Source organism: Streptomyces sp. TRM49041, from assembly GCF_008271805.1.
In the GTDB taxonomy this organism is placed as follows: Bacteria; Actinomycetota; Actinomycetes; order Streptomycetales; family Streptomycetaceae; genus Streptomyces.
The window spans coordinates 250,515-273,163 of record NZ_VSRY01000173.1; the positions used below are offsets into that span (position 1 = coordinate 250,515).

General features: G+C 73.1%; 21 protein-coding genes. 12 read left to right on the top strand and 9 right to left on the bottom strand.

The features are described from left to right. Positions 1 to 227: 227 nt before the first annotated feature. Both FVS66_RS33960 and FVS66_RS33965 read right to left on the bottom strand, forming a co-directional pair. A complete protein-coding gene (locus FVS66_RS33960) occupies positions 228 to 1,571 on the bottom strand; it encodes a 6-phospho-beta-glucosidase (RefSeq protein ID WP_149185077.1) in 1,344 nt (447 codons plus the stop codon). 20 nt (positions 1,572 to 1,591) lie between these two features. Continuing rightward, complete coding sequence (locus FVS66_RS33965; protein WP_149185078.1) at positions 1,592 to 3,400, bottom strand: FAD-dependent oxidoreductase; 1,809 nt, start codon at positions 3,398 to 3,400, stop codon at positions 1,592 to 1,594. A gap of 246 nt (positions 3,401 to 3,646) precedes the next feature. On the opposite strand from FVS66_RS33965, the gene FVS66_RS33970 reads away from it, so the two are divergent. Continuing rightward, the gene (locus tag FVS66_RS33970; protein ID WP_149185079.1) at positions 3,647 to 4,111 is read left to right on the top strand and encodes a YchJ family protein; all 465 of its coding nucleotides are present in this window, start codon (positions 3,647 to 3,649) and stop codon (positions 4,109 to 4,111) included. 9 nt (positions 4,112 to 4,120) lie between these two features. On the opposite strand, the gene FVS66_RS33975 is transcribed toward FVS66_RS33970, so the two are convergent. Next, positions 4,121 to 4,381 (bottom strand): hypothetical protein, encoded by a 261-nt coding sequence (locus FVS66_RS33975; RefSeq protein ID WP_149185080.1) that lies wholly within the window; start codon positions 4,379 to 4,381, stop codon positions 4,121 to 4,123. Between the two features lie 170 nt (positions 4,382 to 4,551). Between FVS66_RS33975 and FVS66_RS33980 the strand changes: the two genes are divergently transcribed. Next, positions 4,552 to 4,761, top strand: coding sequence for a hypothetical protein (locus tag FVS66_RS33980; protein ID WP_149185081.1), 210 nt, complete (start codon positions 4,552 to 4,554; stop codon positions 4,759 to 4,761). Between the two features lie 46 nt (positions 4,762 to 4,807). Here FVS66_RS33980 and FVS66_RS33985 read toward each other — a convergent pair whose 3' ends face one another. Further along, positions 4,808 to 5,872 carry an ATP-dependent DNA ligase gene (locus FVS66_RS33985; protein WP_149185082.1) on the bottom strand — a complete coding sequence of 355 codons (1,065 nt, stop codon included), beginning with the start codon at positions 5,870 to 5,872 and terminating at the stop codon, positions 4,808 to 4,810. 66 nt (positions 5,873 to 5,938) lie between these two features. Between FVS66_RS33985 and ligD the strand changes: the two genes are divergently transcribed. The 3 genes from ligD (at position 5,939) to FVS66_RS36460 (ending at position 8,239) form a co-directional block, all read left to right on the top strand. Further along, positions 5,939 to 6,946 carry a non-homologous end-joining DNA ligase gene (ligD, locus tag FVS66_RS33990; RefSeq protein ID WP_149185083.1) on the top strand — a complete coding sequence of 336 codons (1,008 nt, stop codon included), beginning with the start codon at positions 5,939 to 5,941 and terminating at the stop codon, positions 6,944 to 6,946. 73 nt (positions 6,947 to 7,019) lie between these two features. Then, positions 7,020 to 7,826 (top strand): VOC family protein, encoded by an 807-nt coding sequence (locus FVS66_RS33995; RefSeq protein WP_149185084.1) that lies wholly within the window; start codon positions 7,020 to 7,022, stop codon positions 7,824 to 7,826. A gap of 128 nt (positions 7,827 to 7,954) precedes the next feature. Next, positions 7,955 to 8,239, top strand: a complete 285-nt coding sequence (locus tag FVS66_RS36460) for a WhiB family transcriptional regulator (RefSeq protein ID WP_149185085.1) — start codon at positions 7,955 to 7,957, stop codon at positions 8,237 to 8,239. 13 nt (positions 8,240 to 8,252) lie between these two features. Here FVS66_RS36460 and FVS66_RS34005 read toward each other — a convergent pair whose 3' ends face one another. The 3 genes from FVS66_RS34005 to FVS66_RS34015 form a co-directional block, all read right to left on the bottom strand. After that, complete coding sequence (locus tag FVS66_RS34005) at positions 8,253 to 9,230, bottom strand: acyl-ACP desaturase (protein WP_149185086.1); 978 nt, start codon at positions 9,228 to 9,230, stop codon at positions 8,253 to 8,255. A gap of 116 nt (positions 9,231 to 9,346) precedes the next feature. Further along, positions 9,347 to 10,915, bottom strand: coding sequence for an ABC-F family ATP-binding cassette domain-containing protein (locus tag FVS66_RS34010; RefSeq protein WP_262387360.1), 1,569 nt, complete (start codon positions 10,913 to 10,915; stop codon positions 9,347 to 9,349). A 372-nt stretch (positions 10,916 to 11,287) separates the two neighbouring features. Then, positions 11,288 to 11,704 carry an SsgA family sporulation/cell division regulator gene (locus FVS66_RS34015; RefSeq protein ID WP_149185200.1) on the bottom strand — a complete coding sequence of 139 codons (417 nt, stop codon included), beginning with the start codon at positions 11,702 to 11,704 and terminating at the stop codon, positions 11,288 to 11,290. Between the two features lie 139 nt (positions 11,705 to 11,843). Here FVS66_RS34015 and FVS66_RS34020 point away from each other — a divergent pair, with 139 nt between their 5' ends. The 3 genes from FVS66_RS34020 (at position 11,844) to FVS66_RS34030 (ending at position 14,146) form a co-directional block, all read left to right on the top strand. Next, positions 11,844 to 12,953 carry an oxidoreductase gene (locus FVS66_RS34020; protein WP_187645820.1) on the top strand — a complete coding sequence of 370 codons (1,110 nt, stop codon included), beginning with the start codon at positions 11,844 to 11,846 and terminating at the stop codon, positions 12,951 to 12,953. A 111-nt stretch (positions 12,954 to 13,064) separates the two neighbouring features. Beyond that, positions 13,065 to 13,772, top strand: a complete 708-nt coding sequence (locus tag FVS66_RS34025) for an endonuclease V (RefSeq protein WP_149185088.1) — start codon at positions 13,065 to 13,067, stop codon at positions 13,770 to 13,772. Further along, positions 13,769 to 14,146: a VOC family protein gene (locus tag FVS66_RS34030; RefSeq protein ID WP_149185089.1), complete on the top strand. Its 378-nt coding sequence runs from the start codon at positions 13,769 to 13,771 to the stop codon at positions 14,144 to 14,146. Before FVS66_RS34025 ends, FVS66_RS34030 begins: the two co-directional genes overlap by 4 nt. A gap of 28 nt (positions 14,147 to 14,174) precedes the next feature. Here FVS66_RS34030 and FVS66_RS34035 read toward each other — a convergent pair whose 3' ends face one another. Continuing rightward, positions 14,175 to 15,368 (bottom strand): saccharopine dehydrogenase NADP-binding domain-containing protein, encoded by a 1,194-nt coding sequence (locus tag FVS66_RS34035; RefSeq protein ID WP_149185090.1) that lies wholly within the window; start codon positions 15,366 to 15,368, stop codon positions 14,175 to 14,177. Positions 15,369 to 15,558: 190 nt separating this feature from the next. Between FVS66_RS34035 and FVS66_RS34040 the strand changes: the two genes are divergently transcribed. The 4 genes from FVS66_RS34040 to FVS66_RS34055 all read left to right on the top strand — a co-directional run bounded on the left by FVS66_RS34040 (position 15,559) and on the right by FVS66_RS34055 (position 21,358). Then, on the top strand, positions 15,559 to 16,701 hold the full coding sequence (locus FVS66_RS34040; RefSeq protein WP_187645821.1) for a CaiB/BaiF CoA-transferase family protein: 1,143 nt from the start codon (positions 15,559 to 15,561) through the stop codon (positions 16,699 to 16,701). Further along, positions 16,698 to 17,840 (top strand): acyl-CoA dehydrogenase family protein, encoded by a 1,143-nt coding sequence (locus tag FVS66_RS34045; protein WP_149185091.1) that lies wholly within the window; start codon positions 16,698 to 16,700, stop codon positions 17,838 to 17,840. Before FVS66_RS34040 ends, FVS66_RS34045 begins: the two co-directional genes overlap by 4 nt. A gap of 69 nt (positions 17,841 to 17,909) precedes the next feature. After that, positions 17,910 to 19,124, top strand: coding sequence for an acetyl-CoA C-acetyltransferase (locus FVS66_RS34050; protein ID WP_149185092.1), 1,215 nt, complete (start codon positions 17,910 to 17,912; stop codon positions 19,122 to 19,124). Positions 19,125 to 19,168: 44 nt separating this feature from the next. Then, positions 19,169 to 21,358 (top strand): 3-hydroxyacyl-CoA dehydrogenase NAD-binding domain-containing protein, encoded by a 2,190-nt coding sequence (locus FVS66_RS34055; protein WP_149185202.1) that lies wholly within the window; start codon positions 19,169 to 19,171, stop codon positions 21,356 to 21,358. A 26-nt stretch (positions 21,359 to 21,384) separates the two neighbouring features. On the opposite strand, the gene FVS66_RS34060 is transcribed toward FVS66_RS34055, so the two are convergent. Beyond that, a complete protein-coding gene (locus FVS66_RS34060) occupies positions 21,385 to 22,125 on the bottom strand; it encodes a MerR family transcriptional regulator (RefSeq protein ID WP_149185204.1) in 741 nt (246 codons plus the stop codon). Positions 22,126 to 22,649 lie beyond the last annotated feature (524 nt).

Consider the following 22,649-nt stretch of genomic DNA (forward strand, 5'->3'; position numbering starts at 1 on the left):
AGCCGGGGCGGCCCCTGCCCGCCTTCGACCGCGAGGTCCACAGGCGACGCGACGTCGTGGAACCCCGGTGCTCGTCGTAGCTCCGATCGAATGAGGTGTCGTACCACTCGACGGTGGTGCCGATGAGGCCGGCGGCGACGGTCCGAGGCGTACGGGCGGCCGGATGCCCGGACGCCCGGGTGAGGGCAGCCGAGTCGGCGATTCGGTCGAGTCGGCCATCCGGCCGACTAGGCCAGATAGTCGAGCCCCGGGTGCTCCGCCCGGTACGCGTCCAGCAGCCGCCGCGCCACCGTCACCGAGTCGACCAGGGGGTGCAGCGCGAACGCCTTGACGGCCGCCTCCCGCGAACCGCTCTCAGCCGCCGTGAGCACCTCGCGCTCGACCGCCTTGACGGCCGTCACCAGCCCCACTGCGTGGTACGGCAGCGGGGCCACGGCCACCGGGTGCGCCCCGTTCGCGTCCACCAGGCACGGCACCTCCACCACCGCGTCGGCGTCCAGCACCGGCAGCGTCGCCCCGTTGCGGACGTTCAGGACCAGCGTGGCCCGCTCGTCGCGCGCGACGGCCCGCATCAGCGCGAGCGCCACCTGCTCGTAGCCGCCCGGCTCCAGGTCCTCCTCGGCGCGCCCGCCGGTGTCGCCGGACGCCGCACGGTTGGCCGCCATGTATGTGGCCTCCCGCTCGGCGAGCGTCCGCCGCCAGGTATCCAGGGCCCGCACCTCGGGCCGGGCCGCGCGCGCGTAGAACCCGGCCTGCTGGTCCCGGAGATAGGCGCCGCGCGTCCGCTCGGCCTCCCGGTAGGCCCGTACGGTCTCGCGGTTGAAGTAGTAGTAGTGCAGATACTCGTTGGGGACCGCCCCCAGCGACCGCAGCCACTCGGCGCCGAACAGCTTGCCCTCCTCGAAGGAGCCCAGCGCGTCGCCGTCCGCGAGGAGCCGCGGCAGCACATCCCGCCCGCCGACCCGCAGGCCGCGCAGCCAGCCCAGATGGTTCAGGCCCACGTAGTCGATCCACGCCTCCGCCGGGTCGACGCCCAGCACCCGCGCCACCCGGCGCCCCAGGCCCAACGGCGAGTCGCAGATGCCGATGACCCGGTCGCCCAGCACCCGGGACATCGCCTCGGTCACCAGACCGGCCGGATTGGTGAAGTTGATGACCCAGGCGTCCGGCGCCAGTCCGGCCACCCGGCGGGCGATGTCCACGGCCACCGGGACGGTGCGCAGCCCGTACGCGACGCCGCCCGCGCCCACCGTCTCCTGGCCCAGCACGCCCTCGGCCAGCGCCACCCGCTCGTCCGCCGCCCGCCCGGCGAGCCCGCCGACGCGGATCGCCGAGAACACGAAGTCCGCGCCGCGCAGCGCCTCGTCGAGGTCCGTGGTCGCCGTCACGGCCGGGGCGTCCGGAACGTCCGCCGCCTGCTCGGCCAGCACCCTGCCGATCGCCGCCAGTCGGCCGGCGTCCACATCGTGCAGGACGACCCGGGTGACCCGGCCCTCGCCGCGGTCGGCCAGCAGCGCCCGGTACACCAGCGGCACCCGGAACCCGCCACCGCCCAGAATCGTCAGCCTCATACCCGTACGCTACTGCGCCCTCACCCCAGGTCGAGCGCGTTCGGCAGCCCCAGGAAGTAGCGGAACCGGTCGTGCCGCTTCAGCGCCTCGATCTCCGGCGGGCGGAACAGCGGCCGGACCGTGCAGCGCGGCGCACCGGAGCCGACCCGGTCCAGCAGGGCGTTGACGGCCTGCCGGGCCGCGGCGTTGGCGCCCTCCATGGTCGCCAGGTCGATGTCGACGGCCACGTAGTCACCGGCCAGGAAGAAGTTCGGGACGCGGGTGGCCGCCCGCGGCCGGTCGTGGAAGGTGCCCACCGGGTGGATGAGCAGCTCGTCCTCGTTCGTCGGATGCGGCGTGCCGAGCCCGTCGACCGCCGGGTCCAGGAACCACGAGTGCAGCGCGCCGTCCTTGAGGGCCGGATGCCCGGTGTCGTTGAGGGCGGCCTTCAGCTGCGCCCACACCTCCCGGGCCACCTGCTCCCGCGTGCACTCCTTGGCGGTCCTCCCGTACAGGACGCCCGGCCGGTCCCACTCCGAGATGTCCACGGACAGACAGTCGACCACCGCACCGTCGCCGTAGTCGGCCGCGAAGTCCCGGCCCTTCCAGTGGCGGGCCTGCGCGATGGCCGTCAGCGCCCACGGCGAGTCCACGCAGTTGACGTGGCCGCGCACCAGCGGCGGCCGTTCGGTCAGATAGAACTGAATGCCCGTCATCCAGTCCGTACGGAGCCGGTCGCACCGCGCCAGCTGCGGGTCGGCCGCCCGTAGGGCCGGTCCCCAGGTCCGCCGGGCGTGCTCGACGGGCAGCGCGCTGACGTAGTGGTCGGCCGTGACGGCCCGCCGTACCCCCGCCGGGTCCTCGACCAGCGCGGCGGTGATCCGCCCGTCGCCGTAGCGCATCTCGCGCAGTGTCCAGCCGACCCTGAACTCCACGCCCAGCCCGCGCAGATGGGCGACCCACGGGTCGATCCACGCCTCGTTGGTCGGCGCGTTCAGGATCCGGTCCGGCGGGCCGTCCGCGCCCCGGCCGAGCGCGTTGAGGACGAACGCCTCGCCGAGCGTGCCGACCGTACGGGTGCTGGCCTCCTCGGCCTTGGTCGCGACGATGTTCCGGGTGACTCCGACGGCCAGGATCCGCTGGTAGTCGACCGACATGCGGGCGGCCCGGGTGAACTCCCACCAGGGCGTGCGCTCCCACACCTCGTCGCGCCGCTCGTCGCAGCTGGTGAGGAAGACCAGTGCGCGGTTGACGAAGTACGCGGTCTCGTGGGCCGGCAGATGGGCGGCGGTGTCCAGTAAGGCGGTCAGGGCGCGGCGCAGCTCGTCGAGGGTGAGGCGCTCGGGCCGGTGGCCGGGCCACGGGATGGGGAAGCGGAGGTCCTCACGGCCGGTGCGGGCGAACATCATCTCGCCGGGCGCGACGAGGTTGTCGAAGACGCCGTTCGGGTTCCCGGGGAAAGGGATGCGCCGCATCGTGTCCGGGAGGTTGTGGTAGATCCCCGGGATGAAACGGAACCCGTGCTCTGCGGGGAGAGGTCTGCGGCCGCCGCGCGCACTGCCGGGCACGTCCATGCTGCGGGCCTTCCCGCCGAGCGCCCGCCGCTCGTACACCGTGACGTGGAACCCGCGCTCGGCCAGCTCGTGCGCGGCTGTCAGACCGGCGACGCCACCGCCGAGTACGGCGACGGACGAGCCTGCGGACCTTGGGCCCGCGGACCCGGAGCGTGCGGAGTCCGGGGCGGCGGCCCGGGCGGTCGGCGCCGTGCCGACGGTCCCAGCCACCCCCGCCCCGGTGACTGCGGCGGCGCCCGCCACGAACGTGCGTCGCGTCGTACCCGTACGGTCCATGCCCACCCCTTTACCGGCGGTAGCAACCACGTCCGGCGCAGGAGGATAGGGCCGCCCCGCAGGACCCGGAAGCACCGTGCGGCCCCTTCCGCACAATGGCCGAGAACCGCCCCCCCAGAGCCCGGGACCGCCCGCGAGCCAGAGGACCCGCCCCGCACCGCCCCGGGCACCCGCCCGCACAGCCGAGGACCGCTCCCGGGCGCCCGCCCGCACGGCCCAGAACCGCTCCCGGGCAGAATGACCTTCATGGCCCGACGCAAGCCCCGCCCGAAGCCCGCTCCCGCCGCGACCCGCAAGGCGACGCCCACCGCCGCGCCGCCCGCCGTCCTGCCGGAAGCGCCCTGCCCCTGCGGGCTCACCGCCGCCTACGCCGAGTGCTGCGGCCGCCTCCACACGGGCGACGCGACGGCCCCGACCGCCGAGCGCCTGATGCGCTCCCGCTACAGCGCCTTCGTCGTCCGCGACGAGCCGTACCTGCTCCGCACCTGGTCACCGGCGACCCGCCCGCGCGCCGTCGACCTCGACCCCGGGACGCGCTGGACGGGCCTGGAGATCCTGGACACCACCGACGGCACCCTCTTCCACACCACCGGCACGGTCACCTTCGCCGCCCACTACACCCACGGCGGCGAACCGGGAACCCTGCGAGAGCGCAGCCGCTTCGAGAAGACGGACGGACGGTGGGTCTACGTGGACGGGACCTTCGACTAGCGGACTCCGCTAGCGGACCCCGCCGCCCGGTCGGAGCACCAGCCCCGGGTTGTACGCGGCGAGGACCTTGTTCGCCCGGGCCAGCGCCGCCAGCGCGTACTCCCGGTCCGCCTGGTCCTCCTGGCACATCGGGCCACGGAACCGGTGCACCTCCCGGGCCGCGCACTCGGCGTCGATCTCCGCCTGCAGAACGCCCAGCGGCATGCAGGACCCGATCAGGGCGGCGACGCGGTCGGGGATCGGGACGGGGATGAGACGCGACACGGTCACGTGAGGTCCTTTGCTGCTGTCCTGCTTGTGGCAGGCGTCCGGGCGCTGGGTTACCCCTCTATGGTGACGGCTTCCGGACGCGGGATTGCCCCGGGGGCCGTATCCGTACCGCAACCGTTCGGCGTTACCGTCCGCCTGAGGGGCACGCGAACGGGCCGGAGAAGATCGCCATGCCCGGGCCCGGCAGCGAGAAGTACGACATCCACCGGGCCCGGCTCCGCGAGGAGGCCGAGGACCGCGGCGTCTCCGACCAGCGGACCAACGAGGAGGCGGACGCGGAACCGCGGGAGCGGCCCGAGTGGCGGTCCCGGGGTCCCCGCGCCGAACGCGGCCGCGGCCCCAGGGCCCGAACACCGCGGCGAGTGAGGCCGGGAGGGTGACGAACGCGACACGGGAGGCCCGCGCCTCCGAGCGGGCCCGGGCCTCTCACGGACCCGACAGCACCTCGTCCAGGTCGTACGAGACCGGCTCCTCCAACTGCGCGTAGCCGCAGCTCTCCGGTGTGCGGTCCGGGCGCCATCTGCGGAACTGCGCCGTGTGCCGGAAGCGGCCGCCCTCCATATGGTCGTACGCCACCTCGCACACCCGCTCCGGCCGCAGCGCCACCCACGACAGGTCCTTCTTCCCCGACCAGCGGCTCGGTGCCCCCGGCAGCCGGGCCCTCTCGTGCGCCGCCACGTCCGTCCAGGAGGCCCAGGGATGGCCGTCCGGCGGGTCCATGACGAGCGGCTCCAGCTCCTCGACCAGCTCCTCCCTGCGCCGCGCCGTGAACGCGGCGCACACCCCGACGTGCTGGAGCGCGCCCTTCGCGTCATACAGGCCGAGCAGCAGGGAGCCCACGATCGGGCCGCTCTTGTGGAATCGGTATCCGGCCACCACCACGTCCGCGGTCCGCTCGTGCTTGATCTTGTACATGAGGCGGGCGTCCGGCCGGTATCGCAGGTCCAGCGGCTTGGCGACGACCCCGTCGAGCCCGGCGCCCTCGTACTCCTCGAACCACTGCCGCGCGACCTCCACGTCCGTCGTCGCCGGCGCCAGGTGGACCGGCGGCCGCACGCCCTCCAGCACCCGCTCCAGGGCCGCGCGCCGCTCGGTCAGCGGTGTGTCCAGCAGGGACTCGTCGCCCAGCGCCAGCAGGTCGAAGGCGACGAACCGCGCCGGGGTCCGCTCGGCCAGCGTCCGGACGCGTGACTCCGCCGGGTGGATCCGCTCCGTCAGCCGGTCGAAGTCCAGCCGCCCGCCGTACGCGATCACGATCTCGCCGTCCACGACGCACCGCTCCGGAAGCCGCTCCCGCAGCGCGTCGACCAGCTCGGGGAAGTACCGGGTCAGCGGCTTGCCCGTACGGCTGCCGATGACCACGTCGTGCCCGTCGCGGTGGACGATGGCGCGGAAGCCGTCCCACTTGGCCTCGTACTGCATCCCCGGCGGGATGGTCTTGACGCTCTTGGCCAGCATCGGCTTCACGGGCGGCATCACCGGCAGTTCCATGGCTCGATTCTGCGCCTGAATATGCTCGATATGCACGCTATGCCCCATCCGTCTACCGTTGCGCCCATGGCACAAGCGGTGGAGCTGGAGGTCGGCGGCCGGACCGTCCGGCTGACCAACCCGGACAAGGTGTACTTCCCGGAGCGCGGTTTCACGAAGCTGGACGTGGCCCGCTACTTCCTCGCCGTCGGCGAGGGCATCACGCGGGCGCTGCGCGACCGGCCCACCACCCTGGAACGCTTCCCCGACGGCGTCGAGGGCGAGTCGTTCTTCCAGAAGCGCGCCCCCAAGAACCTCCCCGACTGGATCCCCACCGCCCACATCGCCTTCCCCAGCGGCCGCTCCGCGGACGAGATCCGCCCCACCGAGGTCGCCGCCGTCCTGTGGGCCGCCAACCTCGGCACGCTCACCTTCCACCCCTGGCCGGTACGCGGCGAGGCCACCGACCACCCCGACGAGCTGCGCGTCGACCTCGATCCCCAGCCCGGCACCGGCTTCGCCGAAGCGGTGCGCGCCGCGCACGAACTGCGCGCCCTGCTCGACGAGTACGGGCTGCGCGGCTGGCCCAAGACGTCCGGCGGGCGCGGCCTGCACGTCTTCGTCCCGATCGAGCCGCGCTGGACGTTCACCGGGGTGCGCCGCGCCGCCATCGCCGTCGGCCGGGAGCTGGAGCGGCGCATGCCGGACCAGGTCACCACCGCCTGGTGGAAGGAGCAGCGCGGCGAGCGGATCTTCGTGGACTACAACCAGACCGCGAGGGACCGCACGATCGCCTCCGCCTACTCCATCCGGCCCGGACCGCACGCCCCCGTCTCCGCGCCCCTGCGCTGGCACGAGCTCGACGACATCCACCCCCGCGACTTCGACCTGGCCACCATGCCGGTCCGGTACGCCGACCACGGCGACGTCCACGCCGACATGGACGACCACGCCTTCGGTCTTGAGGGCCTCCTGGAGCTCGCCGAACGCGACGAGCGGGACCACGGCCTCGGCGACCTGCCGTACCCGCCGGACTACCCCAAGATGCCGGGCGAGCCCAAACGGGTGCAGCCGAGCCGCGCCAAGAAGGAGTGACGGCGCAGCCCACGTGCGACCGGCCCGGAATCGGAGCACACTCGGACACGCACCGGCATCCGAAGGAGCGCGCATGCTGACCACCCGCTTCGTCACCGGCTCCCCGAACTGGGTCGACCTCGGCACTCCCGACCTCGGCGGAGCCCGATCCTTCTATCAGGGACTGTTCGGCTGGACCTTCCAGGACGCCGGGCCCGAGGCCGGCGGGTACGGCATGTTCCAGCGGGAGGGCAGAACCGTCGCGGGCGGCATGACCGTGCCGCCCGAGCGGGGCGGCTCCGCCTGGACGCTCTACTTCCAGTCACCCGACGCCGACGCGGCGGCGACCGCCGTACGCGCGGGCGGCGGCAGCGTGACGCTCGAACCGATGGACGTTCTGGACCTCGGCCGTATGGCACTCTTCACCGACCCGACCGGCGCGGGGTTCGGTGTCTGGCAGCCCGGCGAGAACAAGGGCCTCGACGTGGTCGGCGAGGCGAACGCCCTGTCCTGGACGGAGCTGTACACCTCGGACCCGGTCGCGGACCTGTCCTTCTACGACCTGGTCTTCGGCATGGAGGCGCACACCGCGGCACCGGCGGAGCCCGCCGGGGCGTACACCCTGATCCAGCCTCCCGGCACAGGTCTGGCGTCGCCGAGCGAGGCGTTCGGCGGGGTCGTGCCGCTCGCCGACGACCCGGCCGAGGCGGCCGACGGCCCGTCCTGGACGCCGTATTTCGAGGTCGACGACCTGGAGGCGGGCGTCGCAGAGGCGGAGCGGCTGGGCGGCAAGGTGCGGCGCGGCCCGTCCGACCTGGCCGGTCTGGGGCGCTGCGCGAAGCTCACCGACCCCTACGGGGCCAGGTTCGCGGTGCTGCACAGCACGCGCGGCGGTGTGTGACACGCCGTGCCGGTGAACTCCTTGCGCCGTCACGGTGCGCAGGTCCATCCTGACGGGCAGCGACAGGACCACCCGGCGTCGATCGTTCGTTGACGGGACGTTTATGCCGGTCGTGCAGCGTGTCCGCCATGCCGATCAACTCCACCGCAGACCGCACCGCCGGCCGTACGGCCCTGACCGACGGCGAGCTCTCCTGGCAGGAGACCGCCCTCTGCGCCCAGACCGGGCCCGAGCTGTTCTTCCCGGAGCCCGGCTCGTCGACCCGTGAGGCGAAGTTCCTCTGCGGGATCTGCGAGGGCCGCGAGGCGTGTCTGGAGTACGCGCTCACGCACGACGAGCGTTTCGGGGTGTGGGGAGGGCTCTCGGAGCAGGAGCGGTACGCGCTCAAGCGGGGTCGGGCCGACCGCCGCTGAGCCGCCGCGTCGTTCAGACGGCGGCGGCGCGGGCCGCCATGCGGGCCTTGCGGGTAGCGAGCTTCTCGTCGAACTTCGCCGCTTCCGTGTCCAGCCCGTTCATGTACAGGCCCAGCTCGTCCTGCGCCTTCAGGCCCTCCGGGCCGAGCCCGTCGATCTCCAGGACCTTCAGGAACCGCAGCACCGGCTGCAGCACGTCGTCGTGGTGGATGCGCATGTTGTAGATCTCGCCGATCGCCATCTGCGCCGCGGCCCGCTCGAACCCCGGCATGCCGTGGCCCGGCATCCGGAAGTTGACGACGACGTCCCGCACGGCCTGCATGGTCAGGTCCGGCGCCAGCTCGAAGGCGGCCGACAGCAGGTTCCGGTAGAACACCATGTGCAGGTTCTCGTCGGTCGCGATACGCGCCAGCATGCGGTCGCAGACCGGGTCGCCCGACTGGTGCCCGGTGTTGCGGTGCGAGATCCGGGTCGCCAGCTCCTGGAACGCCACGTACGCCACCGAGTGCAGCATCGAGTGCCGGTTGTCCGACTCGAAGCCCTCGCTCATGTGTGCCATCCGGAACTGCTCCAGCTTGTCCGGGTCCACGGCCCGCGACGCGAGCAGGTAGTCGCGCATCACGATGCCGTGCCGGCCCTCCTCGGCGGTCCAGCGGTGCACCCAGGTGCCCCAGGCGCCGTCCCGGCCGAAGAGGGTGGCGATCTCATGGTGGTAGCTCGGCAGGTTGTCCTCGGTGAGCAGGTTCACCACCAGCGCGATCCTGCCCACGTCGGACACCTTCGACTGCTCCTGCGTCCACGCCTCCCCGTCCTCGAAGACGCCCGGGAAGTTACGGCCGTCCGACCACGGAACGTACTCGTGCGGCATCCAGTCTTTGGCGACCTTGAGGTGGCGGTTCAGTTCCTTCTCGACCACCTCTTCCAGCGCGTACAGCAGCCGGGCATCTGTCCACTCCGCCGAACTGCCGAGGTGAGGAGAGGTGAGGGTCACGGGGGCTCCAGGGGAAGCGATCATTACCTACGGGCTCGTAGGTTACGAGACCGTAGGTTAAGCGGGTCGTAAGGCCGGAGCCAAGCCCGCCCGGAGCAATGACCGGTTACGTTCCGTTATGCGTGGAGGTCACCCCCGTCCAGCGTGAGCCGTCGTGTGATACCGATCGCCTCCAGGAACGGCACATCGTGACTGGCCACGATCAGCGCGCCCTCGTATGCCTCCAGCGCCTCGGTGAGGCTCCGTACGCTCGCCATGTCCAGGTTGTTCGTCGGCTCGTCCAGCATCAGCAGCTGCGGCGCGGGCTCGGCCAGCAGCAGTGCGGCCAGCGCCGCCCGGAACCGCTCGCCGCCCGACAGCGTTCCGGCCCGCTGGTCGGCCTTCGTGCCCCGGAACAGGAAGCGGGCCAGGCGCGCCCTGATCCGGTTGGGGGTGGCGTCGGGCGCGAACCGCGCCACGTTCTCGGCGACGGTCAGCTCGTCGTCGAGGACGTCCAGCCGCTGCGGCAGGAAACGCAGCGGCACCCGCGCCACCGCCTCGCCCGCGACCGGCCCGACCTCACCGGCGATCGTCCGCAGCAGTGTCGTCTTGCCCGAGCCGTTCCTGCCGACAAGGGCGATCCGCTCCGGACCGCGCACCTCGAACTCACCGTCGAGCCGCGTCCCGTGGCGGAGCGTCAGATCGCGCAGCAGGAGGACTCCCCGGCCGGGTGGTACGGCCGTGTACGGCAGCTCGACCCGGATCGCGTCGTCGTCCCGTACCGCTTCCACCGCCTCGTCCAGCCGACCCCGCGCCTGCTCCAGCCGCTTGGTCTGCACGGTCCGGTGCTTGCCTGCCGACACCTGCGCGGCGCGCTTGCGCGCGTTGGCGACGATCCCCGGGACCACCTTGTTCTCGGCGCTCTTCTGGCCGTACCTCTTCCGCTTCGCCAGCTTGACCTGCGCCTCGGCCAGTTCGCGGCGCTGCCGTCGTACGTCGGACTCTGCGGCCCGCACCATCCGTTCGGCCGCCTCCTGTTCGGCGGCGACGGCCTCCTCGTACGCCGAGTAGGGGCCGCCGTACCACGTCACCTCGCCGTCGCGCAGCTCTGCGATGCGGTCGACGCGCTCCAGCAGCTCCCGGTCGTGACTGACCACGACGAGGACGCCCGGCCAGGCGTCCACGGCCGCGTACAGGCGCCGCCTGGCGTGCAGGTCGAGGTTGTTCGTCGGCTCGTCCAGCAGCAGTACGGCGGGCCGGGCCAGGAGCAGGGCTGCGAGCCGCAGCAGGACGCACTCACCGCCCGAGACCTCACCGGTGGTGCGGTCCAGGCCGATCCGGCCAAGGCCCAACTGGTCGAGCGTGGCGCGCGCCCGCTCCTCCACGTCCCAGTCGTCGCCGACCGCCGTGAAGTGCTCCTCGCGCGCGTCGCCCGACTCGATCGCGTGCAGGGCGGCCCGCGCGCCCGCGATACCGAGGGCCTCGTCGACCCGCAGCCCGGTGTCGAGCGTCGCGTCCTGCGGCAGACAGCCGACCTCACCCGCGGCGCGGACCGTTCCGCCCACCGGGGTCAGCTCCCCGGCCAGCAGTTTCAGCAGGGTCGACTTGCCCGAGCCGTTCCGGCCGATCAGCCCGGTCCTGCCGGGGCCGATTCCCAGGTTCAGCCCGTCCAGGACCGTGGTGCCGTCCGGCCAGGAGAAGGACACATCCGCGCAGACGAGGGCGGGGGAGGAGCAAGAAGAGGAAGAAGAGGAAGAAAAGGGAGGAGAGGAGGGAAATGACACAAGGGTCTCCCGGTTGCGTGAGAAGAGGAAGAGGGCAACGGGTGAGACACCGGGAAGGCGACCGGTCCGCGTGACGGCACAGCACAAGCGGGGGCCGAGGACGGCTGCTCGTACGCCGAGGTCGAACACGGCGCCACACGCGGCGCGGAAAGCGCGCGCTGTGCGGCGGCACGGTGTCTCAAGACCTCAGACGAGCAATGTCCTACTCCGATCGGACGGCAAAGGGGCCGGGAAGAACGCTAGGCCCCGAGCCGCGGGCGCGGCAATCGGTTTACGGCGCCGGTACGGATCGGGTCAGTACGCGTCGCGCAGCAGCTCGGCCAGGTCGTGGTCCAGGTCCAGGAAGAGGTACTCGCATCCCAGTGGAACCAGCTGCCGGCTGCGCCTGAGGAAGCGGCGCACATCGGTGGTCCGGACATGGACCATCGCGACGCCCTCGACGGCGTGGAACTCCACACCCGTGCGGTCGTGCCCGAACGGGCGCACCCGGACGTCGCCGGTGCCGGACGGCGCGTCCAGCCCGGCCGCGAGCAGCTCGCGGGAGAACTCCCACGCCACCTCCACGCCCTCCAGGGTCGCCGGGGCGGGGAACACCATGCGTACGGCGTAGGGGTCGTCGCAGTCGTAGCGCAGGACGGCCGGAACGACCTCCATGCGGGGCGCGGACGCGACGAGGCGGGCTTCCACGGCCTGCTCGATGACGGTGGACAAGTCCTGCTCCCTCATAGGTCTCCCTCTCACGGGAGAGGACGACGAATCGGGCCAGTCCGTGCACGCCGGATCGTGTGACCTGTGTCACTTCGGAAGGCGGTCTGGACGGGGTGGTCGCCGGGGACTACGTTCGCCCGCCATGACACCCATGGGGAAGACCGGGCGGGCTGTTGCGGCGGCGCTGTGCGGGGCGGTCGTGGCCGTGGCCGCTCTGGTGGCGGGCCCGCCCGCCGGGGCGGCCGGACCGGCGGCCTCCACGGCCGCGGTGGCGTCCGGCTGGCGGCCGACGGAGACGGGGACGACGGTACGGTTCCGTGGCCTGGCGGCCGTGAGCCGCGACGCGGCCTGGGTCGCCGGTTCGCGGGGCACCGTGCTGCGTACCTCCGACGGGGGGCGCGGGTGGCTGGACGTGTCACCGCCCGGCGCGGAGGACCTGGAGTTCCGGGACGTCGAGGCGTTCGACGAGCGCCGCGCGGTGGTCCTGGCGATCGGAGAGGGCGAGGCGTCCCGGATCCTGCGCACCGAGGACGGCGGCGCCACCTGGACGGAGACGTTCCGCAACCCCGACCCGCGCGCGTTCTACGACTGCCTCACGTTCTTCGACCGCCGCCACGGACTCGCGATGAGCGACCCCGTGGACGGCAGGTTCCGGCTCCTGTCCACCGCCGACGGCGGCCGCAGCTGGCTGCCGCTGCCCGACACGGGCATGCCCGACGCGCTGCCCGGCGAGGCCGGGTTCGCCGCGAGCGGCCAGTGTCTGGTGACCGCCGGCCCGCGTGATGTGTGGCTGGCGACCGGCGGCGGGGCGACCGGCCGGGTGCTGCACTCGGCGGACCGGGGCCTGACCTGGACGGTGGCCGACGCGGCGATCCCGGCGGGCGAGCCCGCACGCGGCGTGTTCGGGCTGGCCTTCCGGGACCGCTCGCACGGCATCGCCGTCGGCGGCGACTACCGGGCCGGCAAACCGTCCCCGCACGCCGCCGCGGTCACCCGGGACGGCGGCCGCCACTGGCGTACGGCGGCCACACCTCCGCCCGCCTACCGCTCCGGCGTGGCCTGGCTGCCGCACAGCCGGTCCGCGGCGCTCGCGGTCGGCCCGACCGGCACGGACCTCACGACGGACGGCGGCCGCACCTGGCAGACCGTCGACACCGGCTCGTACGACACCGTCGACTGCACAGCGGACCTCAGCTGCTGGGCGTCGGGCGCCCAGGGCCATGTGTCCCGGCTCGCCTGGCACCGGCCGTAGCGGACAGGGGACCGTGGGGGCGGCCGCCCCCGGAACCGGCCGCGCCCGGGCCGGGCCGGCGTGCCCGCCGCACCGCTGACACCCGACCGTCCGCCGTAGGGTGGCGGCACTATGACGATCATCGAAACGCCCGCAGGCTGGCCCGCCGACGAGACGGAGGCCCTGGCCGTCCAGGACGAACTACGCGGCCGCGTCGTCCTGGACGAGCCGGGGCCGCCGCCCGGCAGCGGCCTCGTGACCGGGGTCGACGTCGCGTACGACGACGAGCGGGACCTCGTCGCCGCGGCCGCCGTCGTCCTGGACGCCCGTACGCTCCGCGTCGTCGAAGAGGCCACCGCCGTCGGCCGGGTGTCCTTCCCCTACGTCCCGGGTCTGCTGGCGTTCCGGGAGATCCCGGCCGTGCTCGCGGCGCTGGACACCCTGTCCGCCGGGCCCGGCCTTGTCGTGTGCGACGGCTACGGGCAGGCCCACCCACGCCGCTTCGGACTCGCCAGCCACCTGGGCGTCCTGACCGGGCTGCCGGTCATCGGCGTCGCCAAGAACCCGTTCACCTTCACGTACGAGCAGCCGGACACCCGCCGCGGCTCCGCCGCACCGCTGCTCGCGGGCCACGAGGAGGTGGGTCGGGCCCTGCGTACCAGGGACGGCGTCAAACCGGTCTTCGTGTCCGTCGGGCACCGCGTCACGCTGGACAACGCCTGTGCCCACACCCTGGCGCTGACGCCGCGTTACCGGCTGCCCGAGACGACCCGGCACGCCGACTCCCTGTGCCGCCGCGCCCTCCAGGAGGCCACGGCAGGGCAGGGAAGCGGCGCATGATCGGCCGGCTGCAGTGTGTGGTGCTCGACTGCCCGGAGCCCCGCCGCCTCGCCCGCTTCTACCAGGGCCTCCTGGGCGGCGCCGTGAACCGGCCCGACCCCCGCTGGTCGCTCGACGGCGACTGGGCGACGCTGCACCTGGACGACGGGCGGGTGCTGGCCTTCCAGCGCGTCGACCCCTACCGCCCGCCCGCCCGGCCGGACCCGGAGCGGCCCCAGCAGTTCCACCTGGACGTCGGTGTGGCCGACCTGGAACGGGCGCGGGCCGAGGCCGTGGCGCTCGGCGCGGCGGTCCTCGACGAGGGCGGCCAGGACCGGGGCTGGACCGTGTGCGCCGACCCGTACGGGCACCCGTTCTGCCTGGTACGGGAGTGATGGCGCGGGCCTCTCGGCCCGCGATCCGTCAGCGCGCGTCCGCCACCCGGAACCGGATGCCCGCCGCACCCAGCCGCTCCAGCAGCGCGTCGCCCATCGCGACCGCCGTCGTCACCTGGCCGGACGTCCTGGGCAGGCCCTCGTCGAAGGCGAGGCACAGTGCCGACTCGGCGAGCATCTTCGCCGTCTCGTCGTAGCCGGGGTCGCCGCCCGACACCTCAGTGCACACCCGCCGCCCGCCGCCCTCGCCGACGAACCGGACCCTGAACCAACTGCGCCTCCTGCGCTCCGGGTCCGGCCCGTTCCCCGGCTCGTAGCGGTCCATCAGCCGGCGCCGTGCCGGTGGCAGCTGGGCCAGCGCGAAGCCCGCGCCCGCGACCGCCGCCCCGCCCAGCGCCGCCGGCAGCGTCCGCACCGCCGCGTAGTGCCGGTACCGGAAGTCCGGACCGTACTCGGGCAGCGCCGCCGCCGACCGCGCCACGACCCGCGGGTCCAGCGTCGGCAGCGGCAGCGCCCACGCGCCGGTCTCGCGGCTGAACCGCGGCCCGCCCAGGGACGCCCGGGCCCGCCGCCCCACCTGCCGCGGCTCGTACAGCCGCCGCTCCCGGGCGGCCCGCGCCGTGTGCCGGCCCCGGGCCATCACGGTGAGCGCCGACGCGAGCGTGCCGCCCGAGAACGAGGCGTTCGTCCGGACGAACCCGTCCACGCGCAGTGGCACGTCCCGCGGCAGCCGCCGCACCGTGAAGTAGACGCCCAGGTCGTGCGGGACCGAGTCGAAGCCGCACGCGTGCACGAGCCGCGCCCCCGTCTCCCGGGCCCGCGCGTCATACCGTACGTACATCAGGTCCACGAACTCCGGCTCACCCGTCAGGTCGACGTAGTCCGTGCCCGCCTCGGCGCACGCCGCCACCAGCGGCTCGCCGTACCAGACGTAGGGACCGACCGTCGTGGCCACCACGCGCGCCGACCCCGCCAGTTCGCGCGCCGCGTCCGGGTCGGCGGCGTCCGCCACCAGCAACGGCAGCGCGGCGCATGCCGGGTGCTCGGCGGCGAGCCGCTCCCGCAGCCGCTCCAGCCTCTCCCGGCTGCGCCCGGCGATCGCCCACCGGCAGCCCGCGGGCGCGTGTGCGGCGAGGTAGCGGGCGGTGATCTCGCCGACGAACCCGGTCGCCCCGAAGAGAACGACGTCAAACGCCCGTGCCGTGCCGTCCCGCGTGTCCATCCGGCCCTCCGTCGCTGCTCCGGTGCGCTGCTGTAAGGAGGCAGAGGGTAGCGCCCGGCACGCGTGGCGCTCCCCGAGGGTGCCGAGCGCGCCGGGAGCGCGCCGAAGGGGCTTGTGCGGAGTGGAACACGTTCTTAACATCATCACTGTTACAGCAGAAGTGTCACAGTCGACACGGCAAGGGGGCCGGATGGCGGCAACGGCAGGCAACGGCCCGCTCACCGGGGTGCGCGTCGTCGAACTGGCGGGCATCGGGCCCGGCCCCTTCGCGGCCATGCTCCTCGCCGACCTCGGTGCCGACGTCGTACGCGTCGACCGGCCGGGCGGCGCGGGCCTCGGCATCGATCCCGCGTACGACCTGACCAACCGCAACAAACGCTCGGTCCTCGTCGACCTCAAGGCCGACGACGGCGCCGCCCGCGTCCTCGACCTCGTCGCACGCGCCGACATCCTCATCGAGGGCTACCGCCCCGGTGTCGCCGAACGCCTCGGTGTCGGCCCCCGCGCGTGCCTCGCCCGCAACCCGCGACTGGTGTACGGGCGGATGACCGGCTGGGGCCAGGAGGGGCCGCTCGCCCAGCGCGCCGGTCACGACATCGCGTACATCGCCGTCACCGGCACCCTCTCCATGATCGGCAACGCGGGCGAGCCGCCGACCGTGCCGGCCAACCTCCTCGGCGACTACGCGGGCGGCTCCCTCTACCTCGTCGTCGGCGTCCTCGCCGCCCTCCACCACGCCCGCACCGAGGGCGGCACCGGCCAGGTGGTCGACGCGGCCATCACCGACGGCGCCGCCCACCTCGCCACGATGATCCACGGCATGATGGCGGCCGGCGGCTGGCAGGACCGGCGCGGCGCCAACCTCCTCGACGGCGGCTGCCCCTTCTACGGCACATACGAGACCGCCGACGGCGGCCATATGGCGGTCGGCGCGCTGGAGCGGCGGTTCTACGACGAGTTCGTACGGCTCCTCGGCATCGAGGACCGGGCCGCGGACCGCGACGACGTCACCCGCTGGGGCGAGTTGCGCGCCGCCGTCGCCGACCGGTTCCGGACCCGCACCCGCGCAGACTGGACGGCCGTCTTCGAGGGCACCGACGCCTGCGTCGCCCCGGTCCTGTCGCTGCGCGAGGCGCCCGGTCACCCGCACCTCGCCGCGCGCGGCACGTTCACCCGGCACGGCGGACTCACCCAGCCGGCGCCCGCGCCCCGGTTCTCCGCGACGCCCGGCTCCGTACGCCGCGCGCCCGCCCGGCCGGGCGCCGACGCCGACGAGGTCGCCCGCGACTGGGACCTGCCCGCCGTCCACCCCACCGACAGGAGGCCGAGTTGAAGCGCCGCATCTTCAGGGCCGAGCACGACGCGTTCCGCGACACCGTCCGCACCTTCCTCGCCAAGGAGGTCCTGCCGCACTACGCGCAGTGGGAGAAGGACGGCATCGTCGCCCGCGACGCCTGGCGCGCCGCCGGCCGCCAGGGCCTCCTCGGTCTCGCCGTACCCGAAGAGTACGGAGGCGGCGGCAACCCCGACTTCCGCTACAGCGTCGTCCTCGCCGAGGAGTTCACCCGAGCCGGCGCCCCCGGCCTCGCCATCGGGCTCCACAACGACATCATCGGCCCCTACCTCACCGGCCTCGCCACCGACGAGCAGAAGCGCCGCTGGCTGCCCGGCTTCTGCACCGGCGAGACCGTCACCGCCATCGCCATGACCGAGCCCGGCGCCGGATCCGACCTCCAGGGCATCCGCACCACCGCCGAGGACAAGGGCGACCACTGGCTGCTCAACGGCTCCAAGACCTTCATCTCCAACGGCATCCTCGCCGACCTCGTCATCGTCGTCGCGAAGACCACCCCCGAGGGCGGCGCGCACGGCCTGTCCCTCCTCGTCGTCGAGCGCGGCACGCCCGGCTTCGAACGCGGCCGCAACCTCGACAAGATCGGCCAGAAGGCCCAGGACACCGCCGAACTCTTCTTCCACGACGTCCGCGTCCCCAAGGAGAACCTCCTCGGCGAGCGCGACGGCGCCTTCGTCCATCTCATGACCCATCTGGCGCAGGAGCGGATGGCCATCGCCGCCGCCGCCATCGCGGGCGCCGAACACCTGCTGGAGATCACCACCGCGTACGTCAGGGAACGCGAGGCGTTCGGCCGGCCCCTCGCCAGGCTCCAGCACATCCGCTTCGAGATCGCCGAGCTGGCCACCGAGTGCGCCGTCACGCGCTCCTTCGTCGACCGCTGCGTCGAGGACCACGCGGCCGGCGAACTCGACGCCGTGCACGCCTCGATGGCCAAGTGGTGGGCCACCGAACTCCAGAAGCGGGCCGCCGACCGCTGCCTCCAGCTCCACGGCGGCTACGGCTACATGACCGAGTACCCGGTGGCCCGGGCCTTCACCGACGGCCGGATCCAGACCATCTACGGCGGCACGACCGAGATCATGAAGGAGATCATCGGCCGCTCGCTGCTCGGCTGACCCACTGCGGAACGTGATGCGACCCCCGCGACCTCCTCGACCTCTGCTGCGACGCGAAAGGCCCGACCAGTGACCACCGAAGCGTATGTGTACGAAGCGATCCGCACCCCGCGCGGCCGTGGCAAGGCCAACGGCTCCCTGCACGGCACCAAGCCGATCGACCTCGTCGTCGGCCTGATCCATGAACTCCAGGCCCGCCGGCCGGGCCTCGACCCCGCCGCGATCGACGACGTCGTCCTGGGCGTCGTCGCACCGCTCGGCGACCAGGGCTCCGACATCGCCCGGATCGCGGCCATCGCCGCCGGGCTGCCCGACACCGTCGCCGGGGTCCAGGAGAACCGCTTCTGCGCCTCCGGCCTCGAAGCCGTCAACATGGCCGCGATGAAGGTCCGCTCCGGCTGGGAGGACCTCGTCCTCGCGGGCGGCGTCGAGTCCATGTCGCGCGTGCCGATGGGCTCCGACGGCGGCGCCTGGATGTCCGACCCGATGACGAATCTCGAGACCGGCTTCGTCCCGCAGGGCATCAGCGCCGACCTCATCGCCACCCTGGAGGGCTTCTCCCGGCGCGACGTCGACGAGTACGCCGCGCTCTCCCAGGAGCGGGCCGCCACCGCCTGGAAGGAGGGCCGCTTCGACCGGTCCGTCGTCCCCGTCAAGGACCGCAACGGCCTCGTCGTCCTCGACCACGACGAGCACATGCGCCCCGGAACCACCGCCGACTCGCTCGCCGCGCTCAAGCCGTCCTTCGCCGGCATCGGCGACATGGGCGGCTTCGACGCCGTCGCCCTGCAGAAGTACCACTGGGTCGAGAAGATCGACCATGTGCACCACGCGGGCAACTCCTCCGGCATCGTCGACGGCGCCGCCCTCGTCGCCATCGGCTCCCGCGCCATCGGCGAGCGGTACGGGCTGACGCCCCGCGCCCGGATCGTCTCCGCGGCCGTCTCCGGGTCCGAGCCCACCATCATGCTGACCGGACCCGCGCCCGCCAGCCGCAAGGCACTCGCCAGGGCCGGGCTCACCATCGACGACATCGACCTGGTCGAGATCAACGAAGCCTTCGCCGGTGTCGTCCTGCGCTACGCCAAGGACATGGGACTGCCCCTCGACAAGATCAACGTCAACGGCGGCGCCATCGCCCTCGGCCACCCCCTCGGCGCCACCGGCGCGATGATCCTCGGCACCCTCGTCGACGAACTGGAGCGCCAGGACAAGCGGTACGGCCTCGCGACCCTCTGCGTCGGCGGCGGCATGGGCATCGCCACCGTCGTCGAGCGACTCTGACCGTCCCGTCCGCACCCCGTAACGGAGAAGCAGCCATGACCGCCATGCCGACGAGTACCACCATCCGCTGGGAGCGGGACGAGACGGGCGTCGTCACCCTCGTCCTCGACGACCCGAACCAGTCCGCCAACACCATGAACCAGGCGTTCCGCGCGTCGATCGCCGCGATCGCCGACCGCGCCGAGGCCGAGAAGGACTCCATCCGCGGCATCATCTACACCTCGGCGAAGAAGACCTTCTTCGCGGGCGGCGACCTCAAGGACATGATGAGGGCCGGCCCGGCCGACGCCCGGCAGGTCTTCGACACCACCTCGGACATCAAGCGCTCGCTGCGCCGTATCGAGACCCTCGGCAAGCCGGTCGTCGCCGCCCTCAACGGCGCGGCACTCGGCGGCGGTTACGAGATCGCCCTCGCCTCGCACCACCGGATCGCCCTCGACGCCCCCGGCTCCAAGATCGGCCTCCCCGAGGTCACGCTCGGCCTGCTGCCCGGAGGCGGCGGTGTCACCCGGACCGTACGGCTCATGGGCATCGCCGACGCGCTGCTGAAGGTGCTCCTCCAGGGCACGCAGTACACGCCGCGGCGGGCCCTGGAGAACGGCCTCGTCCACGAGGTGGCCGCCACACCCGAGGAGATGCTCGCCAAGGCACGCGCCTTCATCGACGCCCACCCCGAGTCGCACCAGCCGTGGGACCTGCCCGGCCACAAGATCCCTGGCGGTACGCCGGCGCACCCGAAGTTCGCCGCCAACCTGCCGGCCTTCCCGGCGAACCTGAAGAAGCAGCTGAACGGCGCTCCCTACCCGGCGCCGCGCAACATCCTCGCCGCGGCCGTCGAGGGCTCCCAGGTCGACTTCGAGAGCGCCCTCGTCATCGAGGCGCGCTACTTCACCGAGCTGGTCACCGGCCGGACGGCCAAGAACATGATCCAGGCGTTCTTCTTCGACCTCCAGGCGGTCAACGCGGGCCGCAGCCGCCCCCAGGACGTCGAGCCGCGCAGGGTCCGCAAGGCGGCCGTCCTCGGCGCGGGGATGATGGGCGCGGGCATCGCGTACGCCTGCGCGAAGGCGGGCATCGAGGTGGTCCTCAAGGACGTCTCCGCGGAGGCCGCCGCCAAGGGCAAGGAGTACTCCGAGAAGCTGTGCGCCAAGGCGGTGGCGCGCGGCCGCACCACTCAGGAGAAGGCGGACGCGCTGCTCGCCCGCATCCGGCCGACCGCCGACGTGGCGGACCTCGCGGGCTGCGACGCGGTCGTCGAGGCGGTCTTCGAGGACACCGCGCTCAAGCACAAGGTGTTCCAGGAGGTCCAGGACGTCGTGGCGCCGGACGCCCTGCTCTGCTCCAACACCTCGACGCTGCCCATCACCGTCCTCGCGGAGGGCGTGGAGCGGCAGGCCGACTTCATCGGTCTGCACTTCTTCTCACCTGTCGACAAGATGCCGCTCGTCGAGATCATCAAGGGCGAGCGGACCGGCGACGAGGCGATCGCGCGGGCCTTCGACCTGGTGCGGCAGATCAACAAGACGCCGATCGTCGTCAACGACTCGCGCGGCTTCTTCACCTCGCGCGTCATCGGACAGTTCATCAACGAGGGCGTCGCGATGGTCGGCGAGGGCGTCGAGCCCGCGTCGGTCGAGCAGGCGGCTGCCCAGGCCGGATATCCGGCGAAGGTGTTGTCCCTGACGGACGAGCTGACGCTGACGCTGCCCCGCAAGATCCGGAACGAGACGCGGCGCGCGGTGGAGGAGGCGGGCGGCACCTGGCAGGTCCACCCGGCCGAGGCCGTCATCGACCGCATGGTGGACGAGTTCGGGCGGCCCGGCCGCAGCGGCGGCGCCGGCTTCTACGACTACGACGGGGACGGCGGGCGCGTCGGCCTGTGGCCCGGACTGCGGAAGCACTTCGCCCGGTCCGGGGCGTCCGTGCCCTTCGAGGACATGAAGGAGCGCATGCTCTTCGCGGAGGCCCTCGACTCGGTCCGCTGCCTGGAGGAGGGCGTCCTCACATCGGTCGCCGACGCCAACATCGGCTCAGTCATGGGCATCGGCTTCCCCGCCTGGACCGGCGGCGTCCTCCAGTACATCAACAGCTACGACGGCGGCGCCGGGGAAGGCGTCGGCCTGCCCGGCTTCGTGGCCCGCGCCAGGGAGCTGGCGGAGCGGTACGGCGACCGGTTCGAGCCCCCGGCGCTGCTGGTGGAGAAGGCCGAGCGGGGGGAGACCTTCAAGGACTGAGGGCCGGGGCCGCCGTCCACGCCCCGTCACTCGGGGGCACGGAAGGCGGCCCGCAGCTCCTCCGTCAGGGACCGCTGGAAGGCGGTGACGAGGGCCTGCACCACCAGCGGCTGCATATGCGCGGACAGCGACTTCATCGCCTTGACGTGCTGCGGGTCCTCCGGGTCCGACTCGCGCTCCCGGTACGGGTTCCACACCTCGTCCCGGAACAGCCGGGTCAGCTCGTGGGCCGCCTCGCGCGTGTGCTCCACCAGCACCGTGCGGGCGGCCACGATCGTCTCGTGCGGGATCGGCACGTCGAGCAGCTGCACGCCCAGCCGCAGCAGCCCCAGATCGACCCGGAGGACACCCTCCACGTCCGGGCCCGCCAGGACGTCCATGGCGGCGAGCAGATCCATGTCGGCGTCGCTCAGCTCCCGCCCGGCCCGCCGCTCCAGCTCGGCGCGCGTCAGGTGCTCCACCGTGTCGGGTGCCCAGGTCGCCACCAGAGCCCGGTGGATCGCCAGGTCATGGGCGTTCACGTCCGGCGGCAGCTGCTCCAGGTACCGCTCGATCGCCGCCAGGGTCATCCCCTGGTGCTGCAACTCCTCGATGAGCGCCAGCCGCGCCAGGTGCTCAGGCCCGTACCGCCCCACCCGGCGAGGCCCGATCACCGGGGGCGGGAGCAGCCCGCGCGTGCTGTAGAAGCGAATGGTGCGCACGGTGACACCGGCCCGCGCGGCGAGCTCGTCCACGGTGAACACCGGCTGCTGGGTCTCGGTCTCCATGGGGGCCTCGCTTCCGCTGTGGTGTCGCACGGCTGCAACAGTATTGCTGTCTCACCACCACTGTGAAAGCGCGGGCGCTGATGGTCGGTGCGGGTCGTTCACGGCCGAGGCCGCCGGGCGGGCGTGTCGGTCCCTGTGCCCCGGATCGGTCGCGGCCCGGCAGGCGGCACCTGGCCCCGGGTCGAGCCGCTGGTGGCCGACCGCCCGGCGGCGCGCGGCACAGCGGTCGGCGTGCACGACGACGGGCCCGGGTGCCGGGTGGAGCGGGCAGGGGACGTCGTACGGCAGACGGGGCCCGCCGAGGCGTGGAACGGGTGCAGTGGCCCGACCTGACGGACGCTTCCGCGGACCGGGCGATCCAGGCGCAGGTGCGCCACTCCAGGGCGCTCGGGCTGGACTTCGAGTGAAAGCTGTAGCCCGGCACGGACGGCTCACGCCTGCGGCGGCTCCAGACCGACGCCTTCGACGACAGCCGTAACCTCCTGCGCCGCCTCGGGGTCGAGGTGCTGTCCACCACGACCCCG